Origin of the sequence: Pseudomonas sediminis, from assembly GCF_039555755.1 — a bacterium.
Classification (GTDB): domain Bacteria; phylum Pseudomonadota; class Gammaproteobacteria; order Pseudomonadales; family Pseudomonadaceae; genus Aquipseudomonas; species Aquipseudomonas mendocina_D.
This window is the reverse complement of sequence record NZ_CP154631.1, coordinates 115,132-131,931: the sequence shown is the minus strand read 5'-3', so window position 1 is coordinate 131,931 and position 16,800 is coordinate 115,132. Positions and strand designations below refer to the sequence as shown.

Here is a 16,800-nt window from a genome sequence, read left to right as displayed (position 1 = left end):
GCTGGATCGTAGCATTCGCGGCATAGATGAGGAGCCTTTCCATGCGTATCAATCCACCACTCGTTGCACTCGCCATCGGTGCCTTCGGCATCGGCGTTACCGAGTTCGCCCCCATGGGCATGTTGCCGGGCATCGCCAGCGATCTCGGCGTTTCCATTCCCGCTGCCGGCCTGCTGGTCAGCGCCTATGCGCTGGGCGTGCTGCTTGGCGCGCCACTGATGACCCTGACCACCGGCAAGATTCCCCGACGCTACCTGCTGATCGGCCTGATGGCCATCTTCACCTTGGGCAACCTGATGTCGGCCCTGGCGACTGACTACTACAGCCTGCTGATCGCCCGCGTGGTGACGTCGCTGAACCACGGTGCCTTCTTTGGCGTCGGCTCCATCGTTGCCGCCAGTGTGGTCGCGCCAGACAAGCGCGCAGGGGCGGTGGCAGCGATGTTCATGGGCCTGACATTGGCGACTATCGGTGGTGTACCGCTGGCGACCTGGTTCGGTGAAGTGTTTGGCTGGCGCACGGCGTTCTGGGGCATCACCGGGCTCGGCGTGCTGGCGATGGTCTCGCTATGGTTCGCGCTGCCCAACGTGCCGCTGCCGAAGAGCGACGGCGTGCTGGCGGAAATCCGCGTGCTGGGTCGTGGCCCGGTGCTGGCGGCACTGGCGCTGACCGTAATCGGCTCCAGCGCGATGTTCACCGTGTTCACCTATATCGCACCGATCCTCAGCAGCGAGACCCAGGCGTCCACCGCCTTCATCACCGCCATGCTGGTGCTGTACGGCATCGGCCTGACGCTGGGCAACGTGTGGGGTGGCAAGGCGGCGGATCGCTCCGTCGACCGCACCCTGATCGTCTCGCTGAGTGCGCTGATCCTGGTCTTGCTGGCCTTCACCGTGCTGATGCGTTGGCCGCTGCCGGCAGCCGTGGCCATCCTGATCTGGGGCATCGCCAGCTTCGCCATCGTGCCGCCGCTGCAGATGCGCGTGATGGAGGCAGCCAAGGCCGCACCCAACCTGGCCTCGGCTGTGAATATCGGCGCCTTCAACCTTGGTAACGCCATCGGCGCAGCACTGGGCGGAGCGGTGATCAAGTCGGGGTTGGGCTACCCGGCGATTTCACTGGCCGGTGCAGCGATGGCCGGGCTGGGGCTGCTGATGGTGCTGGGGTTTGCCTGGCGTTCCAGGGCGGTGGCGGCTGCGGTGGCCTGAGAGGGAACAACTGGGAAGGGGCGGATTGAACGGCTCCACCCCTTTCTGGTTTACGCCTTCGCAGCAGGGCCAAGCGAAAGCTGACACCCATGCGGTTGAAGGCGTTCATTGGATTAAATAAATCTGTCCCCTTTTTGCGTTGATGCGGTGTGGAGCAGCTGCTATCGGCCGGGAGCGGCCGGTCATGTCGTGGCTTAGAGGACGTCCATTTGAGGCTTGAAGGTATGTACGAAACCGGTGGGATTCATCTCTGTGCTGCAACTCGCTCGAATTGCTGAACCGCAGCCTTGGGTAATTCCATCCGTAGGCTTTCTCGATACTGCTCTGCTGGAGCTTCGTGGGTGACCTCGACAGCAGCATCGTAGTTTTCTCGAATGACTGCCTCTATTTCAGCAATGTCGGCGCGGAAGAACTCCTTGCGCCCGTTGACCTTGTTTAACCGACCGGCCGCAAAGCGTTCATGCAGCTTCGCTTCCAATGCTGGGGCGTTATCCGAGAAGACCATCGCATGCACGTCAAACCAGAACGGCACCGACGCATCACCCAACTCATCGACGCGATCCATTGGCTCGAGGCGGCGGGTCATACCGATCTTATATATCCCTTCCCCGAATGCCCCGAGGTTGGAGATCACATAAACATAGCCAGCTTTGGCGTTCTGTTCGCGATAGTCGATAAGTCTCTCTTCGCTCTCCAGCGCAACACGGCCCGCTTCAATCTCTGCCAACTTTGTCACAAGCGGGGCGCGTTCCTCCTCCGACTGTGCCTTGTCTAGGCGAGCCTGTAGTTCGCGCATTGCAGTCGCGAAGTGTTTGCGCTCCTTAGCGATCTTCTCCCGAGCGGCGCGAATTTCCTGCTCTAGCTTCTGCTGCTCCCGTAGTTCTTCTCGGGCGCGCTTGGCTTCTTCCTTTTCCTCCTGCTTCTTGATCTGGAACTCATGGGCAAGGTGCAGTTCGTCAATCTTGAGGCTCAGGTACTTCCGCGATAGCTCGACGGACATCACCCTGCCGAGACGGTTGCAGGTTTCGAAAGACTTGAGAATGCGCTTTTCGCCCAGCTCTACGTTGTCGAACTTTACGTTGTCGACGCAGTAGTCAGCTTCGTTGTTGAATGATCGGAGCACCAACTTGATCATATCGTTGACCAGTTTCCGGCCCTCTACCTTGCTCCCATTTACCTCCCAGTTGGTGTTTCCACTCGCGGCCGTTCCACTTTTGATTAAGGTTTTCTGCAGCTCGCGGACCTTGACCAGTCGGGCTTTGTACTCATGGCTGGAGTTCAACTTGAACTTGGGTTCATAGAGCGCAAAGCTTTCAAGAAGCAGTGTCTCTTCCCAGACGAGGATCTCCCTCTGCAAATCAGAAGAGCGTTGCGCGAGCGCTGCTGCATTCTGCTCAGCGCGCTGAACCTCTTGGTGCACGGCCGCCAGCTTTCTTTTCTCCTGAGCGATCAGATTCTGGATCTCTACCGCTTCCATGGCGCCGATCTGCCTGGTGAGTGCCTGTAGCTGCTGATAGCGCGCCTGAAGGTCAGACAGTTGCAGGTCGAGATCATCGGCTCGCCGACGGTGTTCAGGTCCCTTCCAATAGTCACTCAGGGCCATGCGGTTCCTTCCTCATATAGATCAAATGGTTGCTTGGCTCTGGACGCCAACCTAGGAGTTTTTATAGCCCAACCGAACTGTATTTGTCGCTCAAGACGCGACTATTTGCCTATTGTGCAGGGTGATAATGAGATTCTGGAGGATTGGGGTGTGGTGCACTGTGTGCTGCATGGGCTCGATTAGCCAGTACAGGTCGCTTGCAAACCGAAACAGTTGGCGGTGGGATTGAGGGACAACTACCGGGCAGAAGCGGAAGTAGCCCACGGGCTCGGGTTGAACACATATTTGCCAGTCTGGCGCAGATGGGCGGCAAGACGATCCGCAGCATCGGATTGGCACGCGCGCAGTTTGGTTTGACGATCAAATCAGCGGTGTACAACCTGAAAAGGATGTCGAGCCTGCTGGAGATGGCGTGAAAATGACAACAGGCCGGTGTCTCCGGCCTGCATTACCCGTGTTGCGATAGGTACTGGCCGCATATTCTTTGTGCTGGGCACTTCTTCACGCCTTGTGTTGAGGTCAGAATCGGGTTTTTAGAGGTGCCCATAAGCCGTAATCTGCGACAATCTCGCCTTTATCCTGATTGCCTCGATCCAGATGACTGACCTCGCCACGCTGCAGAACAACCTCGACCACATCATGATCGCCGAGCGCCATCGTTTGCGCCGGCAGTTGCATGAGTTGCAGAAGCATCCCGACGAGGCCAAGCTGGCGCAGTGGCTGGAGCGTTTTCAGGCGTCCAGCGACAAGGTGGCGGCGCGGCGCAGCAGCATCCCGGCGATGCGCTACGACGATGCGCTGCCGATTGCCGCCAAGCGCGACGAGATCAAGGCCGCGCTGGAGAAGAGCCAGGTGGTGGTGATCGCCGGTGAGACCGGTTCGGGCAAGACCACGCAGTTGCCGAAGATCTGCCTGGAAATCGGCAGGGGCGTGCATGGGCTGATTGGCCACACCCAGCCGCGCCGTCTGGCGGCGCGCAGTGTGGCGACACGGGTGGCCGAGGAGATCGGCACGCCGCTGGGCGAGCTGGTTGGTTATCAGGTGCGTTTCGAGGATCAGAGCAAGGACAGCACGCTGATCAAGCTGATGACCGATGGCATCCTGCTCGCCGAAACCCAGCACGACCGCTTTCTGGAAAAGTACGACACCATCATCGTCGACGAGGCGCACGAACGTAGCCTCAACATCGACTTCCTGCTCGGCTACCTGAAGACCCTGCTGCCGCGTCGCCCGGATCTGAAGCTGATCATCACCTCGGCGACCATCGATCTGGAGCGGTTCAGCAAACATTTCAATGATGCGCCGATCATCGAGGTGTCCGGTCGCACCTACCCGGTGGAAACCTGGTATCGCCCGCTGGCGGCTGAGGTGGACGAAGAGGGCGAGCGTTTGCTCGATGACCTGTCCATCGACCAGGGCATTCTCGCCGCGCTGGACGAGATCGCCGAGCACGAGCGCAGCGTGGGCAAGCGCCCTGGCGATGTGCTGGTGTTCCTGCCCGGCGAGCGCGAGATTCGTGAGGCTGCCGAGGTGCTGCGCAAGGCCAACCTGCGTTTTACCGAGGTGCTGCCTTTGTATGCGCGGCTGACGCCGGCTGAGCAGCAGAAGATTTTCGCGCCCATGGCCGGGCGCAAGATCGTGCTGGCCACCAACGTCGCCGAAACCTCGCTGACCGTGCCGGGCATTCGCTACGTGATCGACAGCGGCACCGCGCGCATCAGCCGCTACAGCTACCGCGCCAAGGTGCAGCGCCTGCCCATCGAGCCGGTGTCGCAGGCCAGCGCCAACCAGCGCAAGGGCCGTTGCGGGCGGGTCGAGCCGGGCATCTGCATCCGCCTGTACAGCGAGGAGGATTTTCTCGGTCGCCCTGAATTCACCGACCCGGAGATTCTGCGCACCAACCTGGCGGCGGTGATTCTGCAGATGCTGCACCTGCGCCTGGGCAGCATCGAGGACTTCCCCTTTATCGAGCCGCCAGACGGCAAGGCCATCAGCGACGGCTTCAACCTGTTGCAGGAGCTGTCGGCGGTCAACCGCGAAAGCCAGCTCACGCCTCTTGGCCGCCAGTTGGCGCGTCTGCCCATCGACCCGCGCCTGGGGCGCATGGTGCTGGAGGGCGCCAAGCAGGGCAGCCTGGAAGAAATCCTCATCGTCGCCGCCGCGCTGTCGGTGCAGGACCCACGCGAGCGACCGATGGATCGCCAGCAGGCCGCCGACCAGGCGCACGCGCAGTGGAAGGATGTGGATTCGGACTTCGCCGCGCTGATCAACCTGTGGCGCGGCTTCGAGGAGAAACGCCAGGAGCTGGGCAGCAATCCGCTGCGTACGTGGTGCAAGAAGAACTTCCTCAACTACATGCGCCTGCGCGAGTGGCGCGATGCGCACCGACAACTGGTGCTGATCGCCCGTGATCTGCAACTGCTGGGCAAAGGCAGCCAGAACCGCTCGGAGGCGCAGGGCGAGCAAGTGGCGAACACGCCGCAGCCGACCAAGGACACCCGCGTCAACGCCATCGCCCGTCAGCAGGCCGAGGCCAGCGAGGCAGCGGTGCTGGCGAAGAATTACGCTGCCGTGCACAAGGCGATTCTCGCCGGCCTGCTCAGCCAGATCGGCCAGAAGACCGAGGAGGGCGACTACCTCGGCGCGCGCCAGCGACGTTTCTGGATTCACCCGTCGAGCGTGATCGGGCGCAAGAAGCCCAACTGGATCATGGCCGCCGAGCTGGTGGAAACCACCAAGCTGTTCGCCCGCATGGTGGCGAAGATCGAGCCGGACTGGATCGAGCCGCTGGCGGCGCATCTGGTGAAGAAGAACCATCTGGAACCGCACTGGGAGAAGAAGCGCGGCCAGGTGGTGGCGTACGAGCAGGTCACCCTGTACGGCATGATCATCGTCGGTCGCCGCCCGGTGCATTACGGCCCCATCGACCCGCCGGTGGCGCGCGAGATGTTCATTCGCGAGGGGCTGGTGCGTGGCGAGATCAACAGCCGCGTGCGCTGCCTGGCTGCCAACCGTCAGTTACTGGAACGCCTCGACGAGCTGGAGGCCAAGTCGCGCCGCCGCGACATTCTCGCCGACGAGGAAACCCTGTTCGGCTACTACGAGGCGCGCATCCCGCAGGACATCTACCAGGCCGCCAGTTTCGAGAGTTGGTACAAGAAGGGCAGCGCCGCCGACCCGCAACTGCTCATCATGCGCGAGGAAGACGCCCTGGCCCGCGATGCCAAGGAAGTCACCGCCGCGCAGTACCCGGACACCTTGCGCATCGGCGAGCTGCAACTGCCGCTGAGCTATCACTTCGAGCCCAACCATCCACGTGACGGTGTGACCCTGCGCGTGCCGGCGCCGCTGTTGCCGCAACTGCAGCCCGAGCGTTTGGAATGGCTGGTGCCGGGACTGTTGGAAGCCAAGTGCATTGCCCTGGTGCGCGGCCTGCCCAAGGCACTACGCAAGAACTTCGTGCCGGTGCCGGACTTCGTCGGCGCGGCGCTGGACAAGCTGGTGTTCGGCCAGGGTTCGTTGCCGCACGCCCTGGGCCAGGAGCTGCTGCGCATGACCGGCGCACGGGTCTCCGACGAGGCCTGGGCGGAAGCCGCCGAGAGCCTGGAAAACCACCTGAAGATGAACATCGAGGTGGTGGATGCCCGTGGCAAGTTCCTCGGCGAAGGCCGTGACCTGGCCGAGCTGACCGCACGCTTCGCCGAGGCCAGCCAGGCGGCATTGGCTATTCCACAGCAGAGCGACAAGCCGAAAACGGTGGAGGCCAAGGCCTTCGCCGAAGTGGCCGAGAAGGCCCAGCAGAAGATCGCCGGCCTCTCCATGACAGTTTATCCGGCGTTGGTGGAGGAGGCTGGAGTGGTCAAGGAAGGGCGCTTCCCGACCCAGGCCGAGGCCGACTTCCAGCACCGCCGCGCCCTGCAACGGCTGTTGCTGCAGCAGCTTGCCGAGCAGGCGAAGTTCCTGCGCGGCAAGCTGCCGGGGCTGACCGAGCTGGGTTTGCTGTATCGCGATATCGGCCGCGTCGAGGCGTTGGTCGAGGACATTCTGCTGGCCAGCCTGGATGCCTGCATCCTTGACGGCGAAGCCATGCTGCCGCGCGACGGTGCGGCTCTGGCGCAGCTGGCCGAGCGCAAGCGCGGCGACTGGACGGCGCATGCCGAACGCATCGCCCGCCTGGTGCTGGAGATTCTCAAGCTCAACCACGGCCTGCAGAAGCGCTTCAAGGGCAAGATCGACCTGGCCCAGGCCATGGCGCTCAACGACATCAAGCAGCAGTTGGCCAATCTGGTCTATGCCGGCTTCGTGCGCGAAACGCCGGGCGAATGGCTCAAGGAAATCCCGCGCTACCTCAAGGCCATCGAGCAGCGCCTGGACAAGGTCGGTGCGCAGGTGCAGCGCGACCGCGTGTGGACCGGCGAGCTGACTGGCTACTGGGAGCAGTACCAGGCGCGTACCGGCAAACATGCCCAGGAAGGCAAGCGCGACCCGCAGCTCACGCTGTATCGCTGGATGCTGGAGGAATACCGTGTGTCGCTGTTCGCCCAGCAACTGGGCACGAAGATGGCGGTGTCGGACAAGCGCCTGAGCAAGCAGTGGACGCTGGTTGAAGGTTGATGATCGGCGCTCGCCCCGGTACTGGGGCGAGCTACCCACTGATGAATGCGGAAACCGAGAAAGATGAGCGCAAGTGAAGAAAATTCCGGGCTGGGGCGCCGTGGCTGTCTGGGCCTGTTTCTGGTCGGCCTGGCCTTTGTCGTACTGATTTTCGCCGGGCTGATTTACATCATGACCCGTCCGCAGGACAGCGAGATCGAAGCCGGCGAGCGCGCGGCCATCGAGGCCTGCTGGAAGAGCGCGCAGGCCACCGAACGCAGCTTTACCGAGGAGAGTTGCCAGGAAATGGAAAAACAGTTCCTGCGCAAGTTCGGCCATCAGCCATGAATCTGCTGCAACGCCTGAGCTTCAAGCATCTAGTGGTGGGCTTCTGTGTGTTGGCGCTGGGGAGTGTTGTGCTGATCTGGTGGCTTAGCGGCGCGGCGTATTTGCGGCCCTATGCTGAGCAGACGGTGATCTTCGGTCAGGGCGAGTTGAAGCTGCCGCCTGAGCTGGCTGGCCCTGGCCCCATTCGTGTGGTGCACTTCTGGGACCCAGATTGCCCCTGCAACGGGGAAACCGACGCGCACCTGCGCTACCTGATCGGCCTGCACCGCAATGCCGATGTCGAGTTCTACAGCGTGCAGAGGCCGGGCAGCACAGGCGAGATCGCGCCGTTTCTGCGGGGGCGGATGAAGCCTCTGCCGGGTATCGAGGGCATGGAGTCGCTGCCGGCCAGCCCGGCTCTGGCGATCTGGGATCGCGACGGCAACCTGGCCTATGCCGGCCCTTACAGCGAAGGGCTGGTGTGCAACTCCAGCAACAGCTTCGTCGAGCCGGTACTCGATGCGCTGACCCAGGGGCGCCATGTGTCGCTGGCCAGTGGGTTGGCGGTGGGGTGTTATTGCGCTTGGAAGTAGTGGCTTAGGTAGCAGGTAAAGCAATCGCGGCTGAAGCCGCTCCTACGGAATAGGGGTAGGAGCGGCTTCAGCCGCGATGCTTTTGGCCGCGCTCAATCGCCCCGGATTGCGTCCGGGCTACAGCGCCAACCATCCCTGATTTCTTTCTGTCTGCCGCTCTGCGGCCCAGCCTTTCGCTAGGCCCAACCGCCTATCGCCAGAATTCGAAAACCTCGAAATCTCCTCAATGTCAAGGCTGGCCGTCCGGTCAGCTGACGGCATCTTTCCTTGCAATGATTCCTGTCAATTTGCTGACAAACAGCTCTAAAACGGGGCTGTGATCATTTGTCGCACCCCTGCGATTCTTTGCCGGCTTCTTGCTGCAAAGTGTTTCAAATCTTTGCGTAAATGTTTCTAAACATGTCGAAAAGATGCTGTAAGTTCGCTCATAAGTAGGCCGCTAATGAATTGTATGAGGCCGTCATAGCCTGCAACATCCGCGCTTCCCACGGTTTACCGCTTCGCTTGCACGGATGCTCAAGCTCTGAGTTCTCGCTGCCGGCCTTTTACTCGATGGGCCGCACGGCAACTGAAGCCGATTGTGGGGCTCACTCAGTTGAAGGTCGTGACATGAAAGAAGAGAAATACCATCGTTGTGTGCGCTGGCTGGTGATGGCGATTGCCTTCTCGGCGCTCGGTGGATGTGACTGGGCACTGTTCAACTCGAAAGGGCAGATCGGTGTCGAGCAGGGCAATCTGATCCTGATCTCCATCGGACTCATGCTGATCGTGGTGGTACCCGTGATCATCATGACCTTCCTGTTTGGCTGGCGTTATCGCGAGTCGAACGAGAAGGCCACCTACATGCCCGACTGGGCACATTCGCACAAGATCGAGCTGGTCGTCTGGGGCGTTCCCCTGATCATCGTCGCCGTTCTGGCGGTCATCATTTGGCAAACCTCGCACTCGCTCGACCCCTATCGTCCGATCGAATCGGACAAGCCGGCGCTGAACATCGAAGTCGTCTCGCTCGACTGGAAATGGCTGTTCATCTACCCGGACCAGGGCGTGGCCGTGGTCAATGAGCTGGTGATCCCGGAGAAGACCCCGGTGACCTTCCACATCACCTCCGACACGGTGATGAACGCGCTGTCGATCCCGCAGCTCGGCGGGATGATCTACGCCATGGGCGGCCAGCGCACTCAGCTCAACCTGATCGCCAATGAGCAGGGTGAGTTCTTCGGCCAGTCCGGCAACTTCAGCGGCGAAGGCTTCTCGGCCATGCGCTTCACCACTCACTCGGTCAGCGACGACGAGTTTGCGCAGTGGGTCGACAAGGTCAAGCAGTCGCCTGAGGTCATGGACTTCACCGCCTTCAAGCAGGTGGGCGAGCCTGGCGAGATGGTCCATCACCGTTACCCGATCTACCCGATCCGTTACTTCGGCCAGGTCGAGGCGAACCTGTTCAACAAGGTGATCGGGCAGTACGTGACCCTGAAAGATTCCCACAGCACGGCCATGCACGAAGCAGCGGAGGTGCAGGAGTGAATATGTTTGGAAAACTAACTCTGGACGCGATTCCGTACCACGAGCCAATCATCATGATCACCCTGGCCATCGTGGCGCTGGGCGGTCTGGGGCTGTTCGCGGCGGTGACCTACTTCAAGAAGTGGGGCTACCTGTGGAGCGAGTGGCTCACCTCGGTGGACCACAAGAAAATCGGCGTGATGTACATCCTCGTCGCGCTGGTCATGCTGGTGCGTGGCTTCGCCGACGCCATCATGATGCGCACCCACCTGGCGATGGCCCACGGTGACGGCCAGGGCTACCTGCCGCCCGAGCACTACGACCAGATCTTCACCGCGCACGGCATCATCATGCTGATCTTCGTGGCCATGCCACTGGTCACCGGCCTGATGAACATCGTCGTGCCGCTGCAGATCGGCGCACGTGACGTGGCCTTCCCCTACCTGAACTCGCTGAGCTTCTGGCTGTTCGTCGGCGGCGCGCTGCTGATCAACCTGTCGCTGGGCCTGGGCGAGTTCGCCAAGACCGGCTGGGTGGCTTATCCGCCGTTGTCAGGCATCCAGTACAGTCCCGGCGTGGGGATGGACTACTACATCTGGAGCATGCAGCTATCGGGCTTGGGCACGACGCTGACGGGGGTCAACTTCATCGCCACCATCCTCAAGATGCGTGCACCGGGCATGAGCCTGATGAAGATGCCGATCTTCACCTGGACCATCCTGGTGACCTGCGTGCTGATCTGCGGCGCCTTCCCTCCGCTGACCGCGACCCTGGCGATGCTGTCGCTGGACCGCTACCTGGATTTCCACTTCTTCACCAATGAACTGGGCGGCAACCCGATGATGTACGCCAACCTGTTCTGGGTCTGGGGTCACCCCGAGGTGTACATCCTGATCCTGCCGGCGTTCGGTGTGTTCTCGGAAGTGGTGGCGACCTTCGCGCGCAAGACCCTGTTCGGCTATGCCTCGATGGTCTGGGCGACCGTGGCCATCGGTATCCTGTCGTTCGTGGTGTGGCTGCACCACTTCTTCACCATGGGCTCCGGTGCCAGCGTCAATGCCTTCTTCGGCATCATGACGGCGATCATCGCGATCCCGACCGGGGTGAAGATCTTCACCTGGCTGTTCACCATCTTCCGTGGTCGCCTGCAACTCAACGCCATGACCTGGATGACCCTGGGCTTTCTGGTGACCTTCTCCATCGGCGGCATGACCGGTGTGCTAATGGCGGTACCGGCTGCCGACTTCGTGCTGCACAACAGCCTGTTCCTGATCGCGCACTTCCATAACGTGATCATCGGTGGTGCGGTATTCGGTTACCTGGCCGGCATCATCTACTGGTTCCCGAAGGCCTTCGGTTTCAAGCTGATCGATCGCTTCGGCCGCTACTCGTTCTGGTGCTGGCTGGTGGGCTTCTACTTCGCCTTCATGCCGCTGTACGTGCTGGGCTTCATGGGCATGACCCGTCGCCTCAACCACTTCGACAACCCGGACTGGGTGCCGTGGGTGCAGGTGGCCGTGGTCGGTGCGGTGCTGATCGGCTTCGGCATCATCTTCACCGTGGTGCAGTTCCTCACCAGCTACCTCAAGCGCAAGGAAAACCGCGACGTCACCGGCGACCCGTGGGATGGCCGCACGCTGGAGTGGGCGACGTCCTCGCCGCCACCGTTCTACAACTTTGCGGTGATTCCGACGGCCGACAAGATCGACGCCTTCTATGAGGCGAAGAAGAACGGCGTCGAGCTGATGCCCGCGCCCGAGCACTACGAGCCGATCCACATGCCGAAGAACACCGGTAACGGCCTGGTCGTCTCGACGTTCGTCCTGGCCTTCGGCTTCGCCATGATCTGGCACATCTGGTGGCTGGCCATCGTCGGCCTGGTCGGCGCCGTGGTCAGCTTCATCGTGCGTTCCTACGACGATGACATCGACTACTACGTGCAGCCCGAAGAGATCGCGCGGATCGAGCAGGCGCACCATCAAACCAAAGCAAACGCAGTCGTACAGGCATAACCATGACCGCTTACGAACCCCACTATCCACACGACGCTCATGGCCACGGCCATGAGCACCACCATGACACCAGTGGAATAAAGCTGTTCGGTTTTTGGGTTTACCTGATGACCGACCTGCTGATCTTCGCCACCGTCTTCGCCACCTTCGCGGTGCTGAGCAACTCCTTCGCTGGTGGCCCCACCGCGAAGGAAATGCTCGGTGGCGGCCTGCATCTGGTGCTGGTGGAAACCTTCGCGCTGCTGTTCTCCAGTATCACCTACGGCATGGCCATGCTGGCCACCTACCGCGGCGACAAGGCCGCGGTGCTGCGCTGGCTGGGCGTCACCTTCCTGCTCGGTGCGACCTTCATCGCCATCGAGCTGTACGAGTTCCGTCACCTGATCCACGAAGGTGCCGGGCCGCAGGTCAGCGCCTACTGGTCGGCGTTCTTCACCCTGGTCGGCACTCACGGTCTGCACGTCAGTGCCGGCCTGCTGTGGATGCTCATCCTGATGTTCCAGGTGGGCAGCCGTGGCCTGACCGACACGAACAAGACGCGGGTTGGTCTGCTCAGCCTGTTCTGGCACTTCCTCGACGTGGTCTGGATCTGCGTCTTTACCGTCGTCTATCTGCTGGGGGTGCTGTAAATGGCTCACCAAGACAACCACGCTGCACATGCCAGCCACGTGGGGTTCAAGGATTACCTGATCGGTTTCATCCTGTCGGTGATCCTCACCGTGATCCCGTTCGCGCTGGTCATGCACCCTGAAATGCTGGGCCTGAGCCGTGGCGTTACCCTGATCGCGGTGGTGCTGTTCGGCCTCGTCCAGGTGATTGTCCACCTCGTGTACTTCCTGCACATGAAGGCCGATGCCGAAGGTCGCTGGAACATCATCTCGATGCTCTTCACCGTGGTGATCATTGCCCTCGTGGTCGGCCTGTCGGTCTGGATCATGTGGAGCATGCACTATCACATGATGATCAACTGATGCTGGCCCTCCTGAAGCAGTACCTCAACCTCGCCAAACCGGGCATCGTCTTCGGAAATCTGATTTCCGTTACTGGCGGTTTCTTCCTGGCTTCGCGTGGCGATGTGAACCTGGCGTTGTACCTGGCAACGGCGCTGGGGGTTTCGCTGGTGATTGCCTCAGGCTGCGTGTTCAACAACTACATCGATAGGGATATCGACCAGAAGATGGAACGAACCCGTAACCGGGTTCTGGCGCAGGGGCTGGTTTCCCCTGCGCACGCCATCGTCTATGCGTGCGTGCTCGGGGTGGCTGGCGTGGCGTTGCTGTATGCCGCGAGCAACACCCTGGCGGTGATGCTGGTGCTGATGGGCTTCGTGGTCTACGTCGGCTTGTACAGCCTGTGGCTCAAGCGTGGCTCGGTATACGGCACCCTGGTTGGCAGCCTGTCGGGGGCGGCACCGCCCGTGGTGGGTTACTGCGCGGTCAGTAACGAGTTCGATACTGGCGCGGCCATCCTGTTGTTGATCTTCAGCCTGTGGCAGATGCCGCATTCCTATGCCATCGCCATTTTCCGTTTCAATGACTACCAGGCCGCGAACATCCCGGTGCTGCCGGTGATCAAGGGCATCTCGGCGGCCAAGCGGCATATCGTGCTGTACATCGCCGCTTTCGTCGTCGCGACCCTGATGCTGACGCTCAGCGGCTATGCCGGCTACAGCTATTTCGTGGTCGCCGCGCTGAGCGGTGCCTACTGGCTGTGGATGGGCGTGTCGGGCTACAAGGCGGCGGATGATCGGGTGTGGGCACGCAAGCTGTTCACCTTCTCCATCATCAGCATCACCATGCTCAGCGTGATGATGTCGGTGGATTTCATCTCGTCGCCCGAACAGGTATTGGTGGCCTCCATCAATCACCTGTGCAGCCAGTTCGCCGATAGCGCGCAGGGCATCTGTGCGGTGGTTGCCGGTATCTGACCTCGGCCCTGTGGGAGGGGCTTTAGCCGCGACTGTCGCCGCTGAAGTGCCTCCCACGGGTTTTCTGTCGTGGGTTGGATTCGCGCTTCACATTCCCCGCCGGTGGGCATGTAGTCAACTTTGTAGGAGCGGCTTCAGCCGCGATTGTCGCCGCTGAGGCGCCTACCTCGGTGTTTCTGTCGCAGGGTGGATGTCGCTCTTTACATCCACCAGCCGGTGGATCGGTAAGGCGTGATCCACCCGTCAGCACCTTCAGCTTCGGCCAGGTGGCCAGCCAGTTCTTGCCGCGCAGTCGTTGCTGGTAGATCGGCTGCTTTTTGCCCTTGAATCTCCCCGCCGGTCGCACGACGAGGTCGAACAGGTCCTCGAGGCCCAGCGGCGCAGCGACCTCCAGCCTGTCCTGTTCATCGAGCCTGACGGCCACCGCCGTCGCGGTCTCCGGCCAATACCGCATCGCTTCGGTGGCCGAGGTGTAAGGCGCATCGCCATTGCGCAGGTGCATGCGTGCCTGATTCTTCACTGACCACTGCAGCGATTCGTCCTGTTGGCGCAGGATCGTCTCCAGCTCAGCATCGCGAGCAGAAGAGGGCTGACAACGGTCGAACCAGATCACGTCGATATCTTCTGGCAGCGGCGAATCGCTGCGTTGGTGCAAGTGATCCCAGACCGCGCTGCGCACGAAACCGGCGGCCACCCAGCAATCGGGCAAGTCGAGCCCGCGCACCTGCTGCAGGATGCGCAGGCGCCGAGGGTCGTTGGTGATGAGGGTCTGGAGGCGAGCAACGAGGTTCATGCGCGCAGCCTATCAGGGGCGCTGGTCGCTTCTCCAATCTGTGGGAGAGGCTTTAGCCGCGACAGTCGCCACTGCAGCGCCTGTCACGGGTTTCACTCCTGGCCGATATGGTTGAGCGCTTGCTGCAGCTCGTCGCGGCTCATGTCCGCCAGGGGCAGGGCGAGGAAGGCGCGGCAGCGCCGTTCGATATGCGCCAGGGTGGCGTGAAAGGCGGCGTCGATGCTGGCCTCGTCGCCTTCCACGTGGGACGGATCTTCCAGGCCCCAGTGGGCTTTCAACGCCGGGCCGAAGTACACCGGGCAGGCTTCGCCCGCCGCCTTGTCGCAGACGGTGATGACGATATCCGGCGGGCAGCCTTCGAAGGCGTCGTTGCCCTTGCTGCTCAGGCCCTCGGTAGTGATGCCGGCTTCGCGCAGGGTGACCAGAGTACGCGGCAGCACCTCACCGCGCGGGAAGTTACCGGAACTCACTGCCTGGTGTTCGCTGGGCGCCAGGTGGTTGAACATGGCTTCGGAGAGGATGCTGCGGCAACTATTGGCCGTGCACATGAACAGGACTTTCATCGGAAGGCTCCAGGTCAGAGGCTCAGGCGCAGGGCCAGGGCCGAAAGGGTGAGCAGCAGCACCGGCAGGGTGAGCACGATGCCGACCTTGAAGTAGTAACCCCAGGTCACGCGGATGCCCTTGCGCGCCAGTACATGCAGCCAGAGCAGGGTGGCCAGGCTGCCGATGGGGGTTATCTTCGGCCCCAGGTCGCAGCCGATCACGTTGGCGTAGATCATCGCCTCGCGCACCGCGCCGCTGGCCTGGCTGGCGTCGATGGCCAGCGCGCCGATCAGCACGCTGGGCATGTTGTTCATCAAGGACGACAGCAGCGCGCTGAGCAGGCCGGTGCCCAGCGCCGCGCCCCAGATGCCATAGCCGGCGAAGGTGTCGAGCAGGCGCGTCAGTTCGGCGGTCAGGCCGGCATTGCTCAGGCCGTACACCACCAGGTACATGCCGAGGGAGAAAATCACCACCTGCCAGGGCGCCTCGCGCAGCACCTTGCCGGTGGCGATGCGTTTGCCATGGGCAGCGACGGCGAGTAGCAGCGCGGCGCAGGCTGCGGCCACAGCGCTGATGGGGATGCCCAGCGGCTCCAGGGCGAACAGCCCGACCAGCAGTGCCAGCAGCACCGCCCAGCCGACCTTGAAGGTGCTGAGGTCGCGGACCGCCTGGCTCGGCGCCTGCAGCGCCGCCACCTCGTAGCGCGCCGGAAGGTCGCGGCGGAAGAACAGCCACAGCACCAGCAGGGTGGCGGCGACGCTGACCAGGTTCACCGGCACCATCACCGCCGCGTAGGCGCCGAAGCCGATGTCGAAGTAGTCGGCCGAGACGATGTTGACCAGGTTCGACACCACCAGCGGCAGGCTGGCGGTGTCGGCGACAAAGCCGGCGGCCATGACGAAGGCCAGGGTCGAAGTCGGCGAGAAGCGCAGCGCCAGCAACATGGAAATCACGATGGGGGTGAGGATCAGCGCCGCGCCGTCGTTGGCGAACAGCGCCGACACCGCCGCGCCAAGCAGGATGCTGAAGGCGAACAGGCGCGCGCCGCTGCCATTGGCCCAGCGCGCCACGTGCAGCGCCGCCCACTCGAAGAAGCCGGCCTCATCGAGCAGCAGGCTGATGATGATCACGGCGATGAAGGTCGCCGTGGCGTTCCACACGATGTCCCACACAGTGGGGATGTCGGCGAAGCTGACTACGCCGGCGGCCAGGGCCAGCACGGCGCCAAGCGAGGCGCTCCAGCCGACGCCCAGGCCTCGTGGCTGCCAGATGACCAGAATCAGGGTGAACAGAAAGATGGCGACGGCGATGAGCATGCGATGTTCTTAGCAGCAGGTGGCGAGGCGGGTAGGGCGGTCGCCCATGTTGGCGAGGCGGCTGGTGTCCTGCTCCAGCCAGGTGCGGTTGGCGGCCAGGGTAGTGGCCAGCACGTCGCGCACCCATTGCGGCAGATCGGGCGCCAGGCGGTAGTAGACCCACTGGCCCTGGCGACGATCCTGCAGCAGGCCGCTGTTGCGCAGTTGTGCCAGATGGCGGGAGATCTTCGGCTGGCTGTCGCCCAGCGCGCAGACCAGCTCGCACACGCACAGCTCGCCTTGCTCGGCGATCAGCAGTACGGCGCGGGCGCGGGTTTCATCGGCCAGGGATTTGAACAGCGCGGGCGGGGAAAGGTGCTCGGACATTGGGCTGGTCT

The 16,800-nt window shown here is 62.2% G+C and carries 13 protein-coding genes and 2 pseudogenes; 10 read left to right on the top strand and 5 right to left on the bottom strand.

Going from position 1 to position 16,800, the window contains the following annotated elements; genetic code table 11:
* The first annotated feature begins 41 nt into the window (after window positions 1-41).
* Window positions 42-1,208, top strand: a complete 1,167-nt coding sequence (locus tag AAEQ75_RS00635; RefSeq protein WP_343350574.1) for an MFS transporter — start codon at window positions 42-44, stop codon at window positions 1,206-1,208.
* A 244-nt stretch (window positions 1,209-1,452) separates the two neighbouring features.
* Here the strand turns inward: AAEQ75_RS00635 and AAEQ75_RS00630 are convergent, their stop codons facing one another.
* Complete coding sequence (locus tag AAEQ75_RS00630; protein WP_343350573.1) at window positions 1,453-2,811, bottom strand: DUF4041 domain-containing protein; 1,359 nt, start codon at window positions 2,809-2,811, stop codon at window positions 1,453-1,455.
* Window positions 2,812-3,074: 263 nt separating this feature from the next.
* Between AAEQ75_RS00630 and AAEQ75_RS00625 the strand changes: the two are divergent.
* From AAEQ75_RS00625 to cyoE, 9 genes and pseudogenes are all read left to right on the top strand, one after another.
* Window positions 3,075-3,227, top strand: a pseudogene (locus tag AAEQ75_RS00625) (IS5/IS1182 family transposase); the annotation flags it as partial.
* Window positions 3,228-3,408: 181 nt separating this feature from the next.
* On the top strand, window positions 3,409-7,425 hold the full coding sequence (gene hrpA, locus AAEQ75_RS00620; protein ID WP_343350572.1) for an ATP-dependent RNA helicase HrpA: 4,017 nt from the start codon (window positions 3,409-3,411) through the stop codon (window positions 7,423-7,425).
* Between the two features lie 63 nt (window positions 7,426-7,488).
* Complete coding sequence (locus tag AAEQ75_RS00615; RefSeq protein ID WP_179545367.1) at window positions 7,489-7,752, top strand: hypothetical protein; 264 nt, start codon at window positions 7,489-7,491, stop codon at window positions 7,750-7,752.
* On the top strand, window positions 7,749-8,324 hold the full coding sequence (locus AAEQ75_RS00610) for a DUF6436 domain-containing protein (RefSeq protein WP_343350571.1): 576 nt from the start codon (window positions 7,749-7,751) through the stop codon (window positions 8,322-8,324). Before AAEQ75_RS00615 ends, AAEQ75_RS00610 begins: the two co-directional genes overlap by 4 nt.
* A 609-nt stretch (window positions 8,325-8,933) precedes the next feature.
* Window positions 8,934-9,851, top strand: coding sequence for a ubiquinol oxidase subunit II (gene cyoA, locus AAEQ75_RS00605; RefSeq protein WP_343350570.1), 918 nt, complete (start codon window positions 8,934-8,936; stop codon window positions 9,849-9,851).
* 2 nt (window positions 9,852-9,853) lie between these two features.
* Window positions 9,854-11,842, top strand: coding sequence for a cytochrome o ubiquinol oxidase subunit I (cyoB, locus tag AAEQ75_RS00600; protein ID WP_343350569.1), 1,989 nt, complete (start codon window positions 9,854-9,856; stop codon window positions 11,840-11,842).
* Window positions 11,843-11,844: 2 nt separating this feature from the next.
* Window positions 11,845-12,471: a cytochrome o ubiquinol oxidase subunit III gene (gene cyoC, locus AAEQ75_RS00595; RefSeq protein ID WP_343350568.1), complete on the top strand. Its 627-nt coding sequence runs from the start codon at window positions 11,845-11,847 to the stop codon at window positions 12,469-12,471.
* Complete coding sequence (cyoD, locus tag AAEQ75_RS00590; protein ID WP_343350567.1) at window positions 12,472-12,813, top strand: cytochrome o ubiquinol oxidase subunit IV; 342 nt, start codon at window positions 12,472-12,474, stop codon at window positions 12,811-12,813.
* A complete protein-coding gene (gene cyoE, locus AAEQ75_RS00585; protein WP_343350566.1) occupies window positions 12,813-13,769 on the top strand; it encodes a heme o synthase in 957 nt (318 codons plus the stop codon). The genes cyoD and cyoE overlap by 1 nt, the downstream gene beginning before the upstream one ends.
* 244 nt (window positions 13,770-14,013) lie before the next feature.
* Here the strand turns inward: cyoE and AAEQ75_RS00580 are convergent.
* From AAEQ75_RS00580 to AAEQ75_RS00565, 4 genes and pseudogenes are all read right to left on the bottom strand, one after another.
* A pseudogene (locus tag AAEQ75_RS00580) lies at window positions 14,014-14,562 on the bottom strand (nucleotidyltransferase family protein); the annotation flags it as partial.
* A gap of 92 nt (window positions 14,563-14,654) precedes the next feature.
* Window positions 14,655-15,125: an arsenate reductase ArsC gene (locus AAEQ75_RS00575; protein WP_343350565.1), complete on the bottom strand. Its 471-nt coding sequence runs from the start codon at window positions 15,123-15,125 to the stop codon at window positions 14,655-14,657.
* 14 nt (window positions 15,126-15,139) lie between these two features.
* Window positions 15,140-16,423: an arsenic transporter gene (locus AAEQ75_RS00570; protein ID WP_343350563.1), complete on the bottom strand. Its 1,284-nt coding sequence runs from the start codon at window positions 16,421-16,423 to the stop codon at window positions 15,140-15,142.
* 9 nt (window positions 16,424-16,432) lie between these two features.
* The gene (locus AAEQ75_RS00565; protein ID WP_343350562.1) at window positions 16,433-16,789 is read right to left on the bottom strand and encodes a metalloregulator ArsR/SmtB family transcription factor; all 357 of its coding nucleotides are present in this window, start codon (window positions 16,787-16,789) and stop codon (window positions 16,433-16,435) included.
* Between the last annotated feature and the right edge of the window lie 11 nt (window positions 16,790-16,800).